This window comes from Faecalibacillus sp. H12 (genome assembly GCF_013361255.1).
Taxonomy (GTDB): domain Bacteria; phylum Bacillota_I; class Bacilli_A; order Erysipelotrichales; family Coprobacillaceae; genus Faecalibacillus; species Faecalibacillus intestinalis.
Genome location: NZ_JABWDK010000009.1, coordinates 1 through 19,357, shown reverse-complemented (window position 1 = coordinate 19,357; position 19,357 = coordinate 1). Strand labels below are relative to the sequence as shown.

Sequence of the window (19,357 nt, the reverse complement as noted above, 5' to 3'; positions counted from 1 at the left end):
TAAAATATTCTATTTGTCAAATAAAAAAATGCTATGCACTGCATAACATTTTAAAAGTCTAAAGCTTCTTTTACAACATCAATTGGCATATCTTGATCTGTCCATAATTTAAATGAAGCAGCTCCTTGATAAAGCATCATTCCTAGACCATTAATTGTTTTACATCCTATTTTTTCAGCTTCTTCTAATAATTTTGTTTTTTCTGGCATATAAATAACATCTGAAACAATTAAATCTTTTCTTAAATAAGAAGTATCTGGTAAAACCATTTTTCCTTCTAATTTACCCATACCTACATTTGTTGCATTTGTAAAAATAATTGACTCATTGATTTCTTTTCTTAATGTTTCATGATCATTTAAATCAAATAATTGTGCTTTACATTGAGTTTGTGAATTGATTTTTTCTACATTTTCTAAAGCACGATCCCATGAAGCATCTTTAATATTGAAAATACTGATTTCTTTAACACCATCTAATGCAGCTTGCATGACGATTGCAGTAGCTGCTCCACCTGCACCAACAATTGTCATCTTTTTACCAATAATATCAATTCCTTGATCTTTTAAAGCTGTCATATAACCTGTTCCATCTGTAATAGTTCCAGTTAAAACACCATGATCATTAATAACAGTATTAATAGCGCCACACATTTTAGCAATTGGTGTAATATGATCTAAATATTGACCAATTGTTGTTTTATAAGGCATTGAAACATTCCATCCTCTTACATTTAAAGCTTTGAAACCTTTTACTGCATCTTCTAATTGATCTGGTTGAATATCAAAAGCTAAATATGCATAATCTAAGCCTAAAGCACGGCATGCAGCATTGTGCATCACTGGTGATTTAGAATGTCTAATTGGTGTTGCTACTAAACCTAATAATTCTGTATGTCCTGTAATTCTCTTTTCCATTTTTATTTCCCCCATATATTAATAAAAAAGTCTCTTCATCCCATAAGGACGAAAGAGACCATCGCGTTACCACCTTACTTCGTTATTATTTCACAATAATAACCTTACTAAGTACCTACATACTCATACACGTTAACGGGTGTTACCGGAGATATTTACTAACTTCAATACTCTACTCCAAGAGGAATTCAATCATCAAACATAACTTTTTTTCACCAACCAAAAGCTCTCTACTTATGTTTTAATCATCTACTACTTCTTTTCACTGTATTTATTTGTATTAAACCACTTCATCATTTATTTGTCAAAGATTTTTATAAGCATATTGCAAAATATCGCCCCCTCATGGGACGATATTTATTTTAATCTATTTTCTTTTTTCTAATATAAGTTAAAACAACTAAACTTCCTACCAATAATAAAGCAATACCTATAATATTTTCATCATCACCTGTTTTTACTTTTTTAACATCTTGTTTGTTTTCTGCTTTTACAGGTGTTTCCACCACATTTGATTCAATAATAAATTCAGTAGATGCACTTCCTGTTGTTGAATTAATACTTATTGTATGTTTTCCAACTGATAAAGTATTTAAATAATCACTTTTTAATGTGATAATCGTGCTTCCTTCTTTAGATGAATAATTCTTTGAATCAATTATCTTACCATCAATAGATACACTTACAAAATCAGAATAATCTGCATCTGAAACAAATACAAAATCTATTTTGCTATCTTTTTTCCATTTACTATTTTGACCTTTTATAATTTTAGGCGTTTTAATATTTACCATTCTTTCATATCCACAAACATTACAAACAGTATCTTTATCATCATCAAATATATGTTTCGATTCATCTTTATGATTATGACATACTGTACATTCTTGCCAATGAATTTCTTCATTATTCATCCATTTTGTAGAATAATTATGTTCTAATAAATCACCATATTCTTGATTACAAAGTTCACAAACAGCTTTTTGTATGCAAGTAGCTTTTCCACCTGAATGATTTGTACATATAATTTGTCCATTATTTATAATTGTGCCATTTACAACAACCGTACCATTGTTCGTAAATTTAGCTTTATCAGGAATTGTTAATGTTGTTCCTTCTGGTATTATTAAAGTTTTTTCAGATGAAACCGTTTCTTCACCGATTACAGTGGCATTACCAATAACTTTACCATTATTACCATTGAAAAGAACACTATCATTAATAGAATCATAAGATTCATTTCCTGTTGTTGTTATCCAAGATTGATTAATTATTGTTGTTTGTCTAGCTTTTATTCCTTCTATATCTTGTGGAGCATTAGCGTCTACTTTACTGTTTTCTATAGAAAGATTACCTCTTGTAAAGATTGCGATATCACCTGTACTAGTTGCATTAATGGTACTATTTGAAATAGATAAAGCAGCATTTCCAAATAAAGCAGGATAGTATCCTTCAGCTTCAATTTGTGCATTTTCAATTTTTAAATTATTCGCATAAATACCGTTGCTTTCTTTACTTATTGCCTTAATAGTTCCACCATTAATTTCTAAATTATTATCTACGCTTAAAGCAGCATCATAGCCTCTAGCCACCACTTTAGAATTCCCAAGCACTTTCATAGGAGAAAGAGAAATAATTCCAAAACCTGCATATTTTCCTGTTGTTGATTTTGCTTCCGCTTCTAAATAACTATTATCTTTTAAAGTTATAGATGCACCAAATGATTCTAGTCCTGAAACAGAATATTCCGATGGCGTTTCAGGGTCATCTTGTAAACAAATAAGTTTCGCGTTATCTTCTAATAAAACCGAATGAGTAGTATCCCCATTCTTTACTCCCAATTGTAAAGGCGCGTATGTTCCATTTCCTGTATATGTAAGAACCGCATTTCCTGATATCACACATTTTCCATTCCATTCAGCCGAATTTCGTGCCACATTTACATTGATTGTTGTATCCGTAACATGAAGTGCACTATCCATATAAGATGTTTTTTGTGTTACAGTAAAACCTTCTGTATTCAATACTCCTGATCCATATATAGTTAAATCATTAGCTGAAATTCTTTTTAGTTTATTATTTGTATCTTTAGGCACTTCAACTACCATCTTCACAGGGCTATTTTGTACTATAAAGCCCCCATTACATACTAAATTATTAAGTTTTAAATAAAAAGCTTGATCAACTTCATTAGGATTATTACTTCCCCAAAAATTAATTTGTTTATCAGTCGTACCTGTCAATTCATAATTAACATCTCTTTTACGAATATTAATGCCTGTATCTGTAATTTTATAGTTTTCATTTTCAACATTTGCTCCTCCTACATCAATGACGATTGGTGCATTCGTTGGTGTTGCCGCCATTACTGAAACTGGCGCTAATAGTAGCATAAAGCAAAATGTTACAAGCATTGTAATGAGTTTCTTATTCATATTTTTTCCTCCTTCACCATTAAATATTGATACCGCAACTCTCATATAAAACTAATAAATAATCGTTACTTTAAATTGTACAAGCACCATTTTTTGAGACTGTATGTCTCATCTATCTATAATATACTTCTTTCCCTCTTATTTGTCAATTTCACACACAAAAATTATATGCAAAATAAAAAACATCAACTTAAGAATATAATCTTAAAGTTGATGTCTCTTTTATTTTTTCATCCATGTATGGGGACAATATTCATCATAATCTATTTTACCATAAGCTTTAAAGCCTAATTTTTCATAAAAAGGTTTAGCTTGTAATTGCGCATGTAAACAAACATTTCCTTGAATTAAAGAACAGGCAGTTTTAACAATATATTGTCCTACTTTTTTTCCTCGATATTCTTTAATAACTGCAATTCTTCCAAGCACATTTGACTTTAAAGATTCATCATAATAAAAACGACATGTTCCTATCGGTTGATTATTTCCAAAAACAACAAGATGTTGACAAAGATCATCTAAATCATCAAATTCATCTTTAAATCCTTGTTCTTCCATAAAAACTTTAATTCTAATTTCTTTTGCTTCTTGAGGCAATTGATCATAAATTTTATAATTCATATTTTTCTCCTATAATAACATTGTTGCGACAACAATTGGAATTGTAATCACTGATAATAAAGTTGAAACAACAATATTTCTTGTAACGATTTTTACATTTGCATTATATTGTGTTGCCAGCATTAAAACCATTGATCCTACTGGCATCGCATTTGTAATAATTGTAATATTAGCGTAATAAGCATCAATGTGTAATAAACGACACATGATCATTGTTACAAAAGGAACAATCATTAAACGAACAAAAGCAAAGACATAACTACGCCAATCTGTAAAACTATCTTTAATAGGATAAACAGCTAATGATGAACCAATCATCATCATTGAAAGTGGAGCTGTAAGTGAACCAACACTATTAATCGTATCCATAAGTACACTAGGAAGTTGAATATCGAACAAGTAAATAAATATTCCTACAAAAATCAAAATAATTCCTGGTGTTAATAATTGTTTAAAATTTAATTTAAATTCACTATCGTCTCCTTTTGTTAGACACATAATAGCGTATGTATACACAAAAAAGTTAAAAGCCATATGAATAAGTGATGCATAGAAAACAGCTTCTTGTCCAAAAACATCTAATAAAACAGGATATCCCATAAATCCTGTATTCGCAAAAACGACCATACATTCATAAACAGGCCAATCTTTTTTAGGAAATGGAAAGATTCGATTAATGATTTTCCCTAAAATAATAAAACCGATATACATTAAAATACCTGCACCTATCATTAAAAAGACAATACTTTTATTACTTCCTTCAACCCCCGCAATAGAACTAATAATCAACATTGGTGAAGCAACATTGACAATTAAAGCTGATATTTTTTTATTTGTATATTCATCAAAAATATGACATTTAAATAAAACAAATCCTAAAATAAGTAATAAAAACAATTTTAACATTGTTTGAAAGACAACCATGATATCCATAAATTTCCCCCTCTATAAATCCTTACTATCTTATCACAATTCAATTTTTTCTTTTGTTTTTTTCAAAAAACTAAAATATTATCATTTTTGCCTGTGTATCATAACAAAAAAATTGTAATAAAAGGGGTAATCCCAAATTATTACAATCTTTTAATTAATCTAACAAAGATTAATATAAATCTTTCTTTGTTCTCTTTAATTTTAAAAATAAAGTACCTAAACCAATAAAAATAATTAATAAAACAACAATCATATAGAAAGTTCCAATACCTAATGTTTTTGAACCTAATAAAGATAAATCAAATCCAAACCATCCTGTTGGTGCACCATAATTTAAAAAATTATAAGGAGCCAACATATCCTTGTACCATCTTATATGAAAAACATTTCCTAAAACAATCACATAACCTACATAAACAAGTGGTGGTACTACTGAATAATAAACATGTTTTTCATCTGGTCTATAGTGTTCACTAAATAATAGAAAATCAATAATAGCAAGAACTGGTGTAATGAAATGTACACATAAACTTCCTGCTCCATTATTTAAATAGGCACCAATAAATCCCTGACTATTCGTTGGTGCAAGTAACAACATATAAACAAAGAACGTTAATGTAATGGAAATCGTTGCCATAAATTTAATAAGGTACATCCCTTGTGGTATATATTTTGCTTTTTTTAGATCATAAATAATGAAAATCACTAACATAATATCTATAAAGATATTGGATAAATTCGTAAAATACGTAAAAAACATCCAATGATCTAATGATTGTAACATTCCATAAAGAGATGCGACTACTGCAATGATTTTCATTATTAAAGATATCTTACTCTTTTTCATTTTTATCACCCGCAACACTATACCACAATATATTTTGAGGTTCAAATGTTTTTATGAACTCTTTTTTTGATAAAGACGAATTACAAAAATAATGATGCTTAATGAAACAAAAGCAACAAATAATGTTAATAATACATTTTGTGTAAATCCAGCAACAAGATATCCTATAAAACAAGCACTTGCGACAACTAAGGCATATGGAATTTGAGTGGTTACATGATAAAGATGATTACATTGCGCCCCTGTAGAAGCCATAATTGTCGTATCTGAAATAGGTGAAATATGATCACCACAAACGGCACCTGCAAGAATGGAAGCAATGGAAATCACCAACATTGTTGATCCTTCTGGAAATAAAGAAGTTGCCATCGGAATCAAAATACCAAAAGTTCCCCAAGATGTCCCTGTTGAAAAAGAAAGACCTGCCCCAACAATAAATAAACATGCTGGTAAAATAGCTGTTGAAATAGAAGCAGATTGTAACGTATTATAAACAAATGCCCCTGCTTGTAACTGATTAGAAACTAAATCTCCTAAAGACCATGCAAGAACCAAAATCAAAATAGACGGAACCATTGCTTTAAAACCTTCAGGAATACATTCTACAAATTCATTATAAGAAATAATTTTTCTTGGAATATATAAAATAAAGACAAAGATCAAAGTAACAAATGTACCATAAACAAGCCCTCTTGAAGCATCACATTGACTAAAAGCAGTAATTAAATCTTTTCCATCAAAGAATCCTCCAGTATAAATCATCCCAATAATACAACTCATAATTAAAACAATAACAGGTAAAATCAAATCTAGAACTTTCCCCTTTTGATTATAAGAAATTTCTTCATTTGTCTGATAAGAATCATCCCCAAAACAAACATCGCCATTTTGAGCAGCTAATTCATGTTTTTTCATTTTTCCAAGATGAAACTCACTGCCAATAACATAACAAACCATGACAATTGTTAAAAGAGCATAAAGATTAAAAGGAATTGTATTTAAAAACAATTGAAAACCATCCCCTGAGGTATAACCACTTACAGCTGCAGCCCATGATGAAATAGGTGCAATAATACAAACAGGTGCTGCTGTACTATCAATAATATAGGCAAGCATTGCTCTTGAAACTTTAAATTCATCTGTGATTTCACGCATAACACTTCCAACTGTTAAACAGTTAAAGTAATCATCAACAAAGATAACAACGCCTAAAATAAAAGTAGAAAACAAAGATTGTTTAGAAGATTTCATCTTCTTTTTAGCCCATTTTCCATAAGCTTGACTTCCTCCACTTTTAGTCATTAAAGTCACAATAATTCCTAACATTACTAAAAATATTAAAATTCCAATATTAGAAGGTTTACTTAAACAATTAACAACTGTATCAAACAATAAATTTAAACTTTCAACAAGATGAAAATTTGTTAGTAATAAAGTTCCTGAAACAATTCCAATGAGTAATGAAATATAAACTTCTTTTGTTTTTAAAGCAAAAATAATTGCGATTACAGGCGGTAATAAAGCCCATATTGTCTTTACATAATTCATTCTTTCCCTCCATAAAAAAAGTACCTTGAGAATATCAAAGTACTTTACATACAAGATAGCTCTCCACTAAAAAGTGACAAGAAATTATATATTTTATAATTTCCCAGATAAATAACATTTGGTGCTGTTATTTTCTTCGGCACGTTTCCCTTTCATTGTTGACTGTCACCAAACATTATCAACAATTACTCTTGATTCATGCACCTCTACCAATTCTTCTATTTTGTCTTTTCAAGAATAACAAAGTCCAACATACTTGTCAATCAAATTGTATGAAATCAAGTACAATTTATTATGATATAATACCTTTAGGAGGTAGTAAAATGAATGATTATATCATAAACTTTTTAAAAGAAATCATGGCAATTGATAGTCCTTCTGGATATACCAAAGAAGTCATTCACCATTGTCAAAAAGAAGCTGAGAATTTAGGATTTCATACGCATCAAACAAATAAAGGAAATCTAGAAATTTATGTTGAAGGTCAAGATGATTATACAGTAGGATTTTGTGGTCATGTGGATACTTTAGGATTAATGGTTAGAAGTATTAAAAGTGATGGCACATTAGCTTTTACAAATGTTGGTGGTCCAATTATTCCTACATTGGATGGTGAATATTGTCGTATTCATACAAGAAGTAGTAAATGTTATACAGGAACAATTCTTTCTAATTATCCTGCTGTTCATGTTTATAAAGATGCTAAAAGTGCACCAAGAGATTGTGAAAATATGCATGTAAGAATTGATGAAGTAGTTAAAAATAAAGAAGATGTACAAGCTTTAGGTATTCAAAATGGTGATTATATTGCTTATGATCCTAAAACTGAAATTACAGCATCTGGTTTTATTAAATCACGTTTTTTAGATGATAAAATGTCTGTCGCTATTTTATTTGGAATGCTTAAGCATTTAGCTAATAATCATATTAAACCCAAATATAATCTCATTGTTATTATTTCTACTTATGAAGAAGTAGGACACGGAAGTAGTTATATTCATCCTAATATTGATGAATTGATTGCTGTAGATATGGGATGTATTGGTGAAGATTTAGCTTGTAGTGAATATGATGTCAGTATTTGTGCTAAAGATGGTAGTGGACCTTATGATTATGATTTAACTTCTAAACTCATTGAACTTGCAAGTACGCATCAGTTACAATACGCTATTGATATTTATCCTTATTACAGCAGTGATGTTTCAGCCGCTTTACGTGGTGGTCAAAATATTAAAGGCGCTTTAATTGGCCCAGGTGTAGCAGCTAGTCATGGTATGGAAAGAACACATCTTCAAGCTGTAGAAAATACTTTAAAATTATTACTTGCTTATATAGCATAAAAATGTTGCCAAATGACAACATTTTTATTTTACTTTAACACCAAGGATCCCTATTAAATCTACAGCTTGAAAATCATTAATAATCAATCCTTTTAAACTTGCTAGATCAAACATTGCCCCTTGTATTTGACATGTAGATAAATCTAATCCTTTATGATGTAATGAAGCAAGTTCACTTTGTATTAAATTTGTTTCATTAAATTGTATTTTTTTTAAGTTTGCATCATAAAATGATGCTTCTTGTAAATCACAATGATCAAACATAACATTGAACAATTGACTTGATGATAAATTACTATAACGTCCCTGACAATGATCAAATAAAACATCTTTTAAATTTGTTTCAATAAAAGAAGTTCCTGTTAATTTACAGTTTTTAAATTGTACACGATTTAAATATTGATGATCAAAATTTTGATTTGATAGATCACATTTATCAAAAGTAACATCTATTAAATCAAGATGCTTTAATGAAACTTTAGTAAAATCAATATTTTCAAAAAGACAACCATCAAAAGTTAAATCTTGAATAATTGTTCTTTGTTGAATATTTTGATCAATATGAACATCTTGAAATTTCATTTTTTTTAAACATTCTTCAAAACTTGTTTTTTCTATATAGGATAGTTTAGGTGCAACTAACTTCATTTTTTCTCCTTCTTTAAGGAATCCCAAAAATTCCAAAATTCTTTTTTTTGAACAATTCCATTTCTACTTAAAATAACATAATCTTCTCCTTGCCAAGCATAAAAGACATCTGTTTCTTTAAAATCATTTTTTAAATAAAATTGTTTTCTTTTTATTCTTTGCTCTTTATTAGAAGTATCTTTAATTTTTTCAATATCTACAATAATCTTTTTAGAATCATATTGTTTTGCTAGATCATTAAGAATATAGCTTCCTATACCTTGATCACGATATTCTTTTTTTACAGCAAGATATAAAATATGCGCTATTTGACTTTGAATACATAAAATAGCAAAACCTACAAGTTGATTTTCTTGATAATAACCATAAATAGCGCCTAAATGTAATTCATCAAATAATCGAGTTAAATCCATTTGTTCATTTTTTGGAAATGCTTGTTGATAAAGGGTATATACTTCTTCTATTTCTGTGCTATGAAAAGCGATTTGTTTTTTTATCATTTTAAAAAACTCTTAATTTCTTAAGAGTTTAAATAAGTCCTTTTTCTTCTAATTGTTTTAAACAATAAGCAATTCCATTATCGTTGTTAGATAAAGTAATGTAGTTTGCTCTTTCTTTTACTTCATCTACAGCATTTTCCATAGCAACACCATATCCACAATATTCAATTAATGATAAATCATTATAACCATCACCAAAAGCAATTGTTTCTTCTTGTTTAATTCCTAATTTCTTACATAAAACATCTAAAGAAGCAGCTTTATCAATTCCATTTGCCATACATTCAATAAAATAAGGATCACTTCTATAAATAGACATCTTTCCTTCATATGGAGCTTTGAATTCATCTAAAATTTGAGCCACATACGCAGGTTCTCCAGTGATCAATACTTTATTGACATCAAAGTTCACTTCTTTTTTAAAATCTTGAACATGTTTAATATTCATTTTTGTTGTGAAACTTTCTAATTGAATCCAATGATCTCCAATATCTTCTGTAATGATTTCAGTAGCGTTATATGTAAGTGGTGATAAACCAAATGCTTTGGCACGATCATACATTTCATGAGCAACTTCACTTGATAATGTTTGTTCATAAACAACTTCATTTGTTTTATAATCTAAAACTCTTGCTCCATTGAAAGATAATAAATATCCTCCTACTTGATCTAAAGTTAATTCTTTTGCTTCTTTAAAGATACCAGCTGTTGGTCTTCCAGAAGCTAAAACAATAATAACACCTTTTTGTGCTAATTTAATAAGTTCTTGCTTTGTTTCTTCTAAAATATTTTTATTTTTATCTGTTAATGTTCCATCTAAATCTAATGCTATTAATTTATACATTTTTCTACCTACCTTTGCGACTATTATAACAAAGCCTTTATAAAAAACAAAATTATTTCTTAAAAAGAAAAAACAATGTTTTCACATTGCTTTTTCACGCCCCTGCCAAGGACTTTCATTATAACATATTTTATAATTCAAAAATATGATTTAATAGTTCTATTCCTGTTTTTGTTTTAAAAACATTCTTTTTCATTTTTTCGATAGCTTCTTTAGTTAAATTCGATTCATCACCATTTACTAAAAAGTCAGCTTCTAATAAAATTTGATAATCTAAACCATCTACATCTTTATACGTATGATGATGTCCTACTAAATAAGCCACACGTTCAATAAAAGCTTCATCTAAAGAATAATTTTTTAAGAAATCTTTTACTAAAGCTGGTCCTTCTTGTTCTTGTAAATATCCTGCAGAATTTCCATATTTTTCACGACACATTGGACAAGCTATATCATGAACAATAGCAGCTACTTCGAGTATTTCTTGTTCTCTTTTTTCTAAATGCTCTAATTTTCCAATAATACGTGCATATTGATGCACTTTTAAAAAATGGGCAACATCATGTTTGATTTTATTTCCTTGAGTATATAAAATCATGCCTTGTTCAATTTCTTCAATCATTTTCTTTCTCCATTTGATCAATAAGTTCGATTACTTCTTGAATCATCCCATCACAATGAGGTTTCTTTTGTCCACCATTCTTTGCATTTTCTTTAAGTAAATCTGCACAATTAATAAGTCCATGATGATTATTAGAAATTGTTTTGATAAATTGGTTCACTTTTGCTGGTGAATCAATTCCTCTTGCTCCTAAAATCATTAAACCACTGGTAATAGCACCACAGACGCTCCCACATTTCATACCACCACCAAAGTTACATCCCAAATGATTAGCAAGTTCTTTATTGATTCCTAAATCATCGGCATAAACTTCCATAATTGTTTGTGCACAATTATGAACCATGGGTGTAGCATTTCTTAATTCTTTTGCTTTTTCTATATGTTTATTCATCTTTCAAATTCCTTTTCTTTTTATATCTTTATTATAACGAATTTTTATTTTGAATAAATCTTTTTTTGCCAACTTCTTTTTTGACAATGTGGACATTTCATATATCTTGTTCTTCCATAATGCATTGCAAAATAAACTTGTTGATAGCTTGGAATATATTTATGATGACACTTTTGACATTCATAATAGCCTTCTTCTGTTTCTATTTTTAAAGCAATTGATACACCAATAATCAAAAAGATAAAACTTAAGATAAACAAGACGACTTTTAATACACTGTTTTCAACAAAATAAGCAGACATAAAAATTAAAATCAAAAAGATACTCGTTGAACCAATGCCAATAACATTTTCATAAAAGAACATTTTCTTTGTTTGTTTTACTTCTTGATTGGCCATCATTAATAAATTATCTTCTGCTTTTTGTTGATAATTTCTTTCTTCGATAAATTCTCCCGTTAACAGCTCATTGACTGAAATATCTAATATTTGACAGAGTTCTAACATATACATAGGATCTGGTAGACCCTTTCCTCTTTCCCATTTAGAAATTGTCCGATCACTAATTCCTAAATAGCTTGCAAGCTTAGCTTGTGTAAGCTTTTTATCTTTTCTTCTTTGAGCAATAAAACTTCCTATTTTTTCTTGATTCATAACTTTCACCTCACTTGCATTTTATGTATATTCATACAAAATGTAAACAAACGCATCGTAGAGATAAGAAAAGCAGCCTTAATTGGCTGCTTGATGATGATAAACTTTTGGGCGTACATGAATGAAATAAACAAGTGCTAGTGCTAATACAGTAACAAACCAACTAATTGGATAAATGATTAATAAATGATCGTATGAGGCAATTGATGGATAAATTGTATATAAGTAAGCAAGTCTTACTCCACAAATTCCCGCAACACAAATACCTGCTGGAACACTTGAATAACCAACACCTCTCATTACACTTGAGAAAACTTCAATTGACATGTTAAGGAATTGGAATGGTAAAATAATTTTCATTCTTGTATAAGCTAAACTAGCTACTGAAGCATCTGATGTAAAGAAACTAATAAAGAAATGATCAAAGATTACAAATATCATACAAGCAACCATTGTTGTTGCTCCCCCTAATAAGAAAGATTGAAGTGTAATCTTTTTACAACGGTCATATTTTTTAGCACTATAATTTTGTCCAATAAATGTAACCGCAGCTTGAGCAAATGAACTTAATATATAATAAGCAAAATATTCATAGTTTAAAGCTGCTGAACTGGCTGCAATAGCATCTGATCCTAAAGCATTTAATGATGATTGAATGCAAACATTTGAAATAGAGAAAACCATACCTTGTAAACCAGCTGGAACCCCAATTTTCGCAATTCTTTTTAAAATTCTTCCATTAATTTTTAATTCTTTTAAATCAATTCTTAAAGCATCTGTTTCATGCATTAACCAATAAAGTAACATCATAGAACTAAAGATATTAGAAACAACAGTTCCAATAGCTACTCCTTCTACAGACATATGTAAAACAACAACAAAGAATAAATTTAAAATAATGTTAATGACTCCACCAATAAATAATGCAATAAGTGGTCTTTGAGTATCTCCTTTACTTCTTAAAACAGCTGCAGCAAAGTTATAGAGCATGACAAAAGGAACCCCAATAAAATAAATTTTTAAATATACTTCTGCAAGATTAATAATATCATCTGGTGTTGACATCAACTCTAAAATAGGTCTTGCGAAAAAGAATCCTACAAACAATAAAACAATTCCAATAATCACCGACATTAAAATTGAAGTATGTGCTGCAAGCGATGTTCTCTTTTCATCATTTTGTCCTATAAATGATGCAATAACAACATTAGCACCTATTGATAACCCTACAAATGAGTTAACAAGTAAATTAATGATTGGACCATTTGCTCCAACGGCAGCTAATGCCCCACTTCCTGCAAAACTTCCGACAACAGCAACATCTGCTGCATTAAATAATTGTTGTAAAATACTACTTGCTGCTAATGGTAAAGCAAAAAGTATGAGCTTGTTCCAAATAGAACCATTTAACATATCAAATGTTTTCTTTTTCTTCATATTATCCCTCCTGTTTACTATTCTATTTCTTTTAATTCAAGATGTACAATAATAATTGTGCAATCTACTATAACTTAAATGTATAGTGATATTTTATCTTCTTTATTTTTATTATTCCAATACTTTTATTGTAGATAATATTATGCTTATAAAGCATATTTTGACAAAGAAAAAAGAAATGAAATCATTTCTTTGTCATACGATATTGCTTTTCTAAAGTAAGCCAACGTGATGCCTCCACATGAAAGAATGCTTCTAATTTTTTAGCAATTTCTTCATTAAGTTCACATTCCCCTAAAATAAGTTGTGTCACTTCATCTAGATTCATATCCATCTTTTGTGCAAAATCGTTATAAGAGATATTTAAAGTTGTAAGTATATCTCGAATATAATATCCCGGTGCATAAGCAACCGCATTTGTACTTTTATCCATCTTTTTCACCCAATATGTATTATATTCTTTCTGTTATTTTGTTGCAATAAATTATTTCCAAGGAAATAATTTAGAAAAGAGTCAGAAAAAATCTAACTCTTAAATAATTTGGAAAATATAGAATTTTAAATAAGATGTTTCTTCCATTGTCCATAAAATAGGATGATCTGCATTTTGTTGAGTAACAGAAACTTGTTTTAAAACAGCGCCTGCTTCACTTGCAGCTTCTCTTAACATTTTTTCAAAATTAGCTGTTTCCATAAAACGTGAACAACTACATGTAATAAGATATCCTCCATTTTTTAAAACTTTCATTGCTTGTTTATTGATTCTTTTATAACCATTATAAGCTTTTTGAACAGTTCTTCTTGATTTCGTAAATGCTGGTGGATCTAAAACAATTATATCAAATTCATTTTCTTTTAATTCATCTAAATAATCAAAGACATCTGCTTGTACAAAATCAATTTTTTCTTCTAAATGATTAAGTTTAGCATTTTGATAGCCTTGATCTAATGCTGTTTTAGAAACATCAACAGAAACAACATGACTAGCATTTCCCATAGCAGCATTTAAGGCAAAACCACCTGTATGACTAAAACAGTCAACGACACGTTTTCCATGAGCAATTTTTCTAAGTAAATAACGATTTGATTTTTGATCTAAAAAATATCCTGTTTTTTGTCCATTTTCAACATCTACATGTAATAATAAACCATTTTCATTAATAATTGTTTGTGTAGGTAAATCTTTATTTTTATAATAGCCTTTATATTGTTCTAAACCTTCTTTAGTTCTAATTTGGATATCATTTCTTTCATAAATACCTTTAACATCTTCTCCATCTGCTTTTAAGACATCTAAAACAATTTCATAAATCATATCTTTAATTTGTTCTAAACCATAAGAACTGATTTGACTTACTAAAATATCATTATAACGATCTATCACAAGTCCAGGTAATAAATCAGCTTCTCCAAAAATTAAACGACAATTAGATAAATTATCTCCTTCAACAGTTTTTCTAAAATCATAAGCTTGTTGAATTCTCTTTTTAAAAAATTCACGATCAATTATTTCTTTTCTATCTTTAGATAAAATACGTACCGTAATATGACTTTTTAAAGAAATAAAACCTGTTCCTAAATATCTTCCTTTATTTGTAACAATATCAACAAGTTCACCATTTTTTATTTGAGGATCACATTGTTCTAAATTATTTTTATACATCCACATTTGACCTTTATCAAGCCAAGTAACACCTTCATCTGAAATAATAATTTCTGGATAATTTCTTTCCATTCTATTGACTCCTTTTATTTAATATTTATACCACCAAAAATACAACGTGCATTAAGATAAATAACTTTTGTATTTTCTCTTTTATTTTCTCTTTTATGAAGATCGACACCACCTAAAAAATTAGATGATTGTATTTGAATATTTACATCATCTGGCAAATATAAATCAACCCCACCAAACAAAGTTGAAATCGTAATGTTCGTTTTCTCATTTAAATAAGCATTTGATAAATCTAATATCAATCCATTAAAAGTAACATCATAATTTCCACCTGTATATAACTGATTATCATAAATATTTTGACGAGGTTTCTTTTTATTAAAAGTATCTTTAAAAATCATTTTCAATCCTATTAATACAAAGATAACAGGAACCACTAATTTCCATGCAAATTGAAAATTTATTAATCCTTGACAATAAAGCAATAAATAGATACCTACAATCAAACCTATGATGTTTCCTGTTTTATCTTGATCTTTAAATAAACCAAAAAAACAAGGAACAATAATAAATAATGTCCACCATCCATCAAAGAATAAATCTATATTTGTAATATGAAAAGCATTTAGTCCGATAATAACTCCAATAATGATCAAAATAAGGCCTATAACGGTATTTTCAATTTTTTTCATAAATTTCTCCTCAATTCATCATTATAGCATATAAATAGCATTTTGATTAAACAAAAATAGCACTTATGTGCTATTAATGAAGTAATTCGATTTCATGAATGAAATCATGTTTTAAGATATCTTCGAATTCATCTGATATTTCTTTAGAAGTTTCTTTCTTTAATTCAATAAGAAATATAATTTGATATTCTTCGATTAGGATTGATGAAGGATTATTCTTCATCAAATGTAAAGCAATCGATAAATTATCATCATTGATTTTACAATTATGTGATTTACAAATTGCCCCTAACTCCTTTCTTGTCATGGTTTGTAACTTATGATTTAATGCGTTCATATCCTTCATATTCACCCCTTCTTTCTTACAAATATTATATCTCTAATAAATAAGGGATTCAACGAATATGACCTATTGTTCGATTTCATAAATGTCTTCCATTTTAATAATTTGACCATTTTGAAGAGTAATTGTTTGATAAATTGAATCTATCTTTTTTATTCTTTGAATGGTCGTCAAATAATCTCCACCTGATTTTTTTTGATCTTTTTTGAAGTAAGTAATTTTTATCTTTTCTTTAGTTTCTATAAAATAAAGTAATTTTTGATTTAAAATACTTTTTTTATTTTCATCAAGCTCCTTTTTATCTTCTGTTAGCCTTTGGGTTTCTTGAATAAGTTGTTTATGTCCTGTAAGAGCAGCAAAAGGAGCAAACTGTGCTGCACGATTTTTTTGAGACATATGTTTATACTTTTTAGATTTTTTATAAGGAAGATTTATGATATCACTATAATCATGAATATTTTTGATTGTGGCCATTACGCTTTATGTCCCCCTATAATTTCATTTCTTTCTCTTGTTGTTGCTCCTTCTTCTAAATTCATTCCTTTAAGAATTGCATTTTTACCATATTTTTGTTTGATTTTAAGAGTTGCTTTTTGTAAATTCTTTTCTTTTTCTAAAGATTCTTTTTCATATTTTTGATTTATATTTTGATGATTTGTAAATAAATTCAATTGTTGATGATAAATCATATCTTTTACTTTATCTTCATATAAAACATTGGATGCTGAAATATTGATTCTTTTAACCAATAAATTCCTATTTACTATTTCATCAAATTTCTTTATTACTTCTTTAATTATCAATTTTGATGATGAAGTATAACGCTCTAAATTGATTGTTCCGTGTGCATGTTTAGGAATCTTTCGATTATAACGATCAATCATCATTTCTCCATGATATTCATTATCTTTATCATAACCAATCGTTAAAACAATTTGATTGGTTACTAATCCTTTTTCTACTAAATCAAGTGCTAACAAATCTAACATTTCTTTAACAATCAATTTTGTTTTTTCAAAATTATAAGGACGACTTAATACCTGACCTGTTCCAATACTATTTCTTTCGGGTTTATAATTTTTAATATCTTTCATTGTACATGATTCATAACCCCATGCATGGTCAATAAGTAACTCAGCATTAACACCAAATAAATCATAAAGAAGTTTTTCATTATAATATTCATTCTCTGCACCTTGTGAACATTTTGCGATATCTCCCATTGTATAAAGTCCTTCTTTTTCTAATTTTTTAGCATATCCTTTCCCTACTCGCCAAAAATCAGTGATTGGACGATGATTCCATAAATACTTTCGATATCTTTCTTCATTAAGTAAGGCAATACGTTGCCCATTATCATCTTTGTTTATATGCTTAGCAACTATATCCATTGCGACTTTACATAAATATAAATTCGTACCAATTCCTGCTGTCGCTATAAGGCCTGTTGTTTCATAAATATCACTTAAAATTTGGGAAGCTAACTCTTTAGGTGTTTTTTGATAAATGTGAGTATAATGTGTTATATCCATAAAAACTTCATCAATTGAATAAACATGAATGTCTTCAGGAGAAACATATTTAAGATAAATTTTATATATTTCTTGGCTCCACTTCATATAATGGGACATTCTTGGAGTTGCTATTTCATAAGCTATTTTTAAATGTTTATTTTTTTGTAGTTTACTTTCTAAGCATGATTCACCATTAAAATAATGACTTTCTTTTAACCTTTTATTATTTTCTTTGTTAATGATTTGGATTACTTCAAATAATCTTGCTCTACCTGAAATACCATATTTCTTTAAAGAAGGAGAAACAGCTAGACAAATTGTTTTTTCTGTCCTGCTAGCATCAGCAACAACAAGATTTGTATCTAAAGGATCATAACCTTTTTCAATACATTCGACAGAAGCATAAAATGATTTAAGATCTATCGCTAAAAAAATGCCCATTTTGCATCTCCTTTCTTTCATAAAAATATAGTAAAATATCTTATCTAAATATATAACAAAAATTCAAAAAAAGTAATAAGTTATTTTATAAATAATATTTAACTGATTATTTATGGTGTATACACTTTTTTATTTATTTTTTTAAACTTTTCTATATAATAAAGACCTAGGAGGAATTTATGAAAGAATATAAAACACTTTTATTTGATATAGATGGTACTTTACTTGATTTTAAAAAAGCTGAAGACTATGCTATGCATAAAACATTTAGTGATCATCATTTAGAATTAACATCAGAAATATTTGAAATTTATGAAGAAATAAATTCAAAATTATGGAAAGATTTTGAATTAGGATTAATTGATAAAAAACAGTAGTTTATACGCGTTTTGTTAAATTATTTAATAAACTTGGAATTAATGAAGATGGTGTTGCATTTGAAGATGAATATCAATGGAATTTAGGGCATGGTACGTATTTGATTAAACATGCCATTGAAATATTAGAATATCTTTCTAAAAAATATGATCTTTATGTTGTGACAAATGGCGTGGCTAGTACACAATATAATCGATTAAAGTTATTAGATTTAAATAAATATTTTAAAGATATTTTTATATCTGAAGAAATTGGATACCAAAAACCTAAAATTGAGTTTTTTGATTACTGTTTTAGACATATTGAACACTTTGATAAAGATACAGCACTTATTATCGGTGATTCTCTTACAAGTGATATGCAAGGCGGTATAAATGCACAAATTGATACATGTTGGTATAATCCACAACATGATAAAGCATCCATAAAAATTGATTATATTATCCATGATTTAAAAGAATTAGAAAATATGTTATAAGGGTTCTCATATAGGAGAACCTTTTTTGATGAATAAAAAAACGTAAAAAAAAGAAGGAACTGGCAACGAGCTATTTTCGCACAATGTACTATCTTCGCCG

At 28.4% G+C, this 19,357-nt stretch carries 22 protein-coding genes, 1 riboswitch and 1 other annotated feature; of the genes, 3 read left to right on the top strand and 19 right to left on the bottom strand.

Annotated features, from left to right (window positions below):
* Positions 1-50 precede the first annotated feature (50 nt).
* The 6 genes from HUU89_RS07820 to HUU89_RS07795 form a co-directional block, all read right to left on the bottom strand.
* Positions 51-917, bottom strand: a complete 867-nt coding sequence (locus HUU89_RS07820; protein WP_175301463.1) for a shikimate dehydrogenase — start codon at positions 915-917, stop codon at positions 51-53.
* A gap of 41 nt (positions 918-958) precedes the next feature.
* Positions 959-1,192, bottom strand: a binding site (T-box leader).
* An 87-nt stretch (positions 1,193-1,279) separates the two neighbouring features.
* Entirely contained in the window at positions 1,280-3,352 is a 2,073-nt protein-coding gene (locus tag HUU89_RS07815; protein ID WP_175301462.1) for a hypothetical protein, read from the bottom strand.
* A 222-nt stretch (positions 3,353-3,574) separates the two neighbouring features.
* Positions 3,575-3,973, bottom strand: coding sequence for a GNAT family N-acetyltransferase (locus HUU89_RS07810; RefSeq protein WP_175301461.1), 399 nt, complete (start codon positions 3,971-3,973; stop codon positions 3,575-3,577).
* A 9-nt stretch (positions 3,974-3,982) separates the two neighbouring features.
* The gene (locus HUU89_RS07805) at positions 3,983-4,906 is read right to left on the bottom strand and encodes an AEC family transporter (RefSeq protein ID WP_022002318.1); all 924 of its coding nucleotides are present in this window, start codon (positions 4,904-4,906) and stop codon (positions 3,983-3,985) included.
* A 169-nt stretch (positions 4,907-5,075) separates the two neighbouring features.
* A complete protein-coding gene (locus HUU89_RS07800; RefSeq protein WP_032089778.1) occupies positions 5,076-5,753 on the bottom strand; it encodes a Pr6Pr family membrane protein in 678 nt (225 codons plus the stop codon).
* A gap of 51 nt (positions 5,754-5,804) precedes the next feature.
* Entirely contained in the window at positions 5,805-7,301 is a 1,497-nt protein-coding gene (locus tag HUU89_RS07795) for a Na+/H+ antiporter NhaC family protein (RefSeq protein ID WP_032089777.1), read from the bottom strand.
* 48 nt (positions 7,302-7,349) lie between these two features.
* Positions 7,350-7,518, bottom strand: a riboswitch (Lysine riboswitch).
* A gap of 106 nt (positions 7,519-7,624) precedes the next feature.
* Between HUU89_RS07795 and HUU89_RS07790 the strand changes: the two genes are divergently transcribed.
* Positions 7,625-8,641 (top strand): M42 family metallopeptidase, encoded by a 1,017-nt coding sequence (locus HUU89_RS07790; RefSeq protein WP_175301460.1) that lies wholly within the window; start codon positions 7,625-7,627, stop codon positions 8,639-8,641.
* A gap of 24 nt (positions 8,642-8,665) precedes the next feature.
* Here the strand turns inward: HUU89_RS07790 and HUU89_RS07785 are convergent, their stop codons facing one another.
* From HUU89_RS07785 to HUU89_RS07725, 13 genes are all read right to left on the bottom strand, one after another.
* Entirely contained in the window at positions 8,666-9,289 is a 624-nt protein-coding gene (locus tag HUU89_RS07785) for a pentapeptide repeat-containing protein (RefSeq protein ID WP_175301459.1), read from the bottom strand.
* A complete protein-coding gene (locus tag HUU89_RS07780) occupies positions 9,286-9,789 on the bottom strand; it encodes a GNAT family N-acetyltransferase (protein WP_118661997.1) in 504 nt (167 codons plus the stop codon). The genes HUU89_RS07785 and HUU89_RS07780 overlap by 4 nt, the downstream gene beginning before the upstream one ends.
* 28 nt (positions 9,790-9,817) lie before the next feature.
* Positions 9,818-10,633 (bottom strand): Cof-type HAD-IIB family hydrolase, encoded by an 816-nt coding sequence (locus HUU89_RS07775; protein ID WP_175301458.1) that lies wholly within the window; start codon positions 10,631-10,633, stop codon positions 9,818-9,820.
* A 130-nt stretch (positions 10,634-10,763) separates the two neighbouring features.
* Positions 10,764-11,255 (bottom strand): HD domain-containing protein, encoded by a 492-nt coding sequence (locus HUU89_RS07770; protein WP_175301457.1) that lies wholly within the window; start codon positions 11,253-11,255, stop codon positions 10,764-10,766.
* Positions 11,248-11,646 (bottom strand): C-GCAxxG-C-C family protein, encoded by a 399-nt coding sequence (locus HUU89_RS07765; RefSeq protein WP_032089773.1) that lies wholly within the window; start codon positions 11,644-11,646, stop codon positions 11,248-11,250. The genes HUU89_RS07770 and HUU89_RS07765 overlap by 8 nt, the downstream gene beginning before the upstream one ends.
* Positions 11,647-11,690: 44 nt before the next feature.
* A complete protein-coding gene (locus HUU89_RS07760; RefSeq protein ID WP_175301456.1) occupies positions 11,691-12,299 on the bottom strand; it encodes a helix-turn-helix domain-containing protein in 609 nt (202 codons plus the stop codon).
* A 78-nt stretch (positions 12,300-12,377) separates the two neighbouring features.
* The gene (locus tag HUU89_RS07755) at positions 12,378-13,736 is read right to left on the bottom strand and encodes an MATE family efflux transporter (protein ID WP_175301455.1); all 1,359 of its coding nucleotides are present in this window, start codon (positions 13,734-13,736) and stop codon (positions 12,378-12,380) included.
* 184 nt (positions 13,737-13,920) lie between these two features.
* Positions 13,921-14,169 carry a transcriptional regulator gene (locus tag HUU89_RS07750; RefSeq protein WP_022002329.1) on the bottom strand — a complete coding sequence of 83 codons (249 nt, stop codon included), beginning with the start codon at positions 14,167-14,169 and terminating at the stop codon, positions 13,921-13,923.
* 99 nt (positions 14,170-14,268) lie between these two features.
* The gene (locus tag HUU89_RS07745; protein WP_175301454.1) at positions 14,269-15,471 is read right to left on the bottom strand and encodes a class I SAM-dependent rRNA methyltransferase; all 1,203 of its coding nucleotides are present in this window, start codon (positions 15,469-15,471) and stop codon (positions 14,269-14,271) included.
* A gap of 14 nt (positions 15,472-15,485) precedes the next feature.
* Positions 15,486-16,103, bottom strand: a complete 618-nt coding sequence (locus HUU89_RS07740; RefSeq protein WP_175301453.1) for a LiaF transmembrane domain-containing protein — start codon at positions 16,101-16,103, stop codon at positions 15,486-15,488.
* A gap of 73 nt (positions 16,104-16,176) precedes the next feature.
* Entirely contained in the window at positions 16,177-16,449 is a 273-nt protein-coding gene (locus tag HUU89_RS07735; protein WP_032089768.1) for a DUF2624 family protein, read from the bottom strand.
* Between the two features lie 63 nt (positions 16,450-16,512).
* The gene (locus tag HUU89_RS07730) at positions 16,513-16,920 is read right to left on the bottom strand and encodes a YolD-like family protein (protein WP_032089767.1); all 408 of its coding nucleotides are present in this window, start codon (positions 16,918-16,920) and stop codon (positions 16,513-16,515) included.
* Positions 16,920-18,401: a DNA methylase gene (locus tag HUU89_RS07725; protein WP_254697729.1), complete on the bottom strand. Its 1,482-nt coding sequence runs from the start codon at positions 18,399-18,401 to the stop codon at positions 16,920-16,922. Before HUU89_RS07725 ends, HUU89_RS07730 begins: the two co-directional genes overlap by 1 nt.
* A gap of 179 nt (positions 18,402-18,580) precedes the next feature.
* Here HUU89_RS07725 and HUU89_RS14985 point away from each other — a divergent pair, with 179 nt between their 5' ends.
* Both HUU89_RS14985 and HUU89_RS14980 read left to right on the top strand, forming a co-directional pair.
* Positions 18,581-18,778: a hypothetical protein gene (locus HUU89_RS14985; protein ID WP_254697728.1), complete on the top strand. Its 198-nt coding sequence runs from the start codon at positions 18,581-18,583 to the stop codon at positions 18,776-18,778.
* Between the two features lie 38 nt (positions 18,779-18,816).
* Complete coding sequence (locus HUU89_RS14980; RefSeq protein ID WP_317992331.1) at positions 18,817-19,257, top strand: HAD-IA family hydrolase; 441 nt, start codon at positions 18,817-18,819, stop codon at positions 19,255-19,257.
* Positions 19,258-19,357 lie beyond the last annotated feature (100 nt).

Coding starts and splice junctions, on each gene's coding strand:
- HUU89_RS07760 (WP_175301456.1), bottom strand. CDS start 12,299: ATGAATCAAGAAAAAATAGGAAGTTTTATTGCTCAAAGAAGAAAAGAT.
- HUU89_RS07750 (WP_022002329.1), bottom strand. CDS start 14,169: ATGGATAAAAGTACAAATGCGGTTGCTTATGCACCGGGATATTATATT.
- HUU89_RS07735 (WP_032089768.1), bottom strand. CDS start 16,449: ATGAAGGATATGAACGCATTAAATCATAAGTTACAAACCATGACAAGA.
- HUU89_RS14985 (WP_254697728.1), top strand. CDS start 18,581: ATGAAAGAATATAAAACACTTTTATTTGATATAGATGGTACTTTACTT.
- HUU89_RS07725 (WP_254697729.1), bottom strand. CDS start 18,401: ATGGGCATTTTTTTAGCGATAGATCTTAAATCATTTTATGCTTCTGTC.
- HUU89_RS07740 (WP_175301453.1), bottom strand. CDS start 16,103: ATGAAAAAAATTGAAAATACCGTTATAGGCCTTATTTTGATCATTATT.
- HUU89_RS07745 (WP_175301454.1), bottom strand. CDS start 15,471: ATGGAAAGAAATTATCCAGAAATTATTATTTCAGATGAAGGTGTTACT.
- HUU89_RS07790 (WP_175301460.1), top strand. CDS start 7,625: ATGAATGATTATATCATAAACTTTTTAAAAGAAATCATGGCAATTGAT.
- HUU89_RS07820 (WP_175301463.1), bottom strand. CDS start 917: ATGGAAAAGAGAATTACAGGACATACAGAATTATTAGGTTTAGTAGCA.
- HUU89_RS07770 (WP_175301457.1), bottom strand. CDS start 11,255: ATGATTGAAGAAATTGAACAAGGCATGATTTTATATACTCAAGGAAAT.
- HUU89_RS07730 (WP_032089767.1), bottom strand. CDS start 16,920: ATGGCCACAATCAAAAATATTCATGATTATAGTGATATCATAAATCTT.
- HUU89_RS07800 (WP_032089778.1), bottom strand. CDS start 5,753: ATGAAAAAGAGTAAGATATCTTTAATAATGAAAATCATTGCAGTAGTC.
- HUU89_RS07755 (WP_175301455.1), bottom strand. CDS start 13,736: ATGAAGAAAAAGAAAACATTTGATATGTTAAATGGTTCTATTTGGAAC.
- HUU89_RS07815 (WP_175301462.1), bottom strand. CDS start 3,352: ATGAATAAGAAACTCATTACAATGCTTGTAACATTTTGCTTTATGCTA.
- HUU89_RS07810 (WP_175301461.1), bottom strand. CDS start 3,973: ATGAATTATAAAATTTATGATCAATTGCCTCAAGAAGCAAAAGAAATT.
- HUU89_RS07765 (WP_032089773.1), bottom strand. CDS start 11,646: ATGAATAAACATATAGAAAAAGCAAAAGAATTAAGAAATGCTACACCC.
- HUU89_RS07805 (WP_022002318.1), bottom strand. CDS start 4,906: ATGGATATCATGGTTGTCTTTCAAACAATGTTAAAATTGTTTTTATTA.
- HUU89_RS07780 (WP_118661997.1), bottom strand. CDS start 9,789: ATGATAAAAAAACAAATCGCTTTTCATAGCACAGAAATAGAAGAAGTA.
- HUU89_RS07795 (WP_032089777.1), bottom strand. CDS start 7,301: ATGAATTATGTAAAGACAATATGGGCTTTATTACCGCCTGTAATCGCA.
- HUU89_RS07785 (WP_175301459.1), bottom strand. CDS start 9,289: ATGAAGTTAGTTGCACCTAAACTATCCTATATAGAAAAAACAAGTTTT.
- HUU89_RS07775 (WP_175301458.1), bottom strand. CDS start 10,633: ATGTATAAATTAATAGCATTAGATTTAGATGGAACATTAACAGATAAA.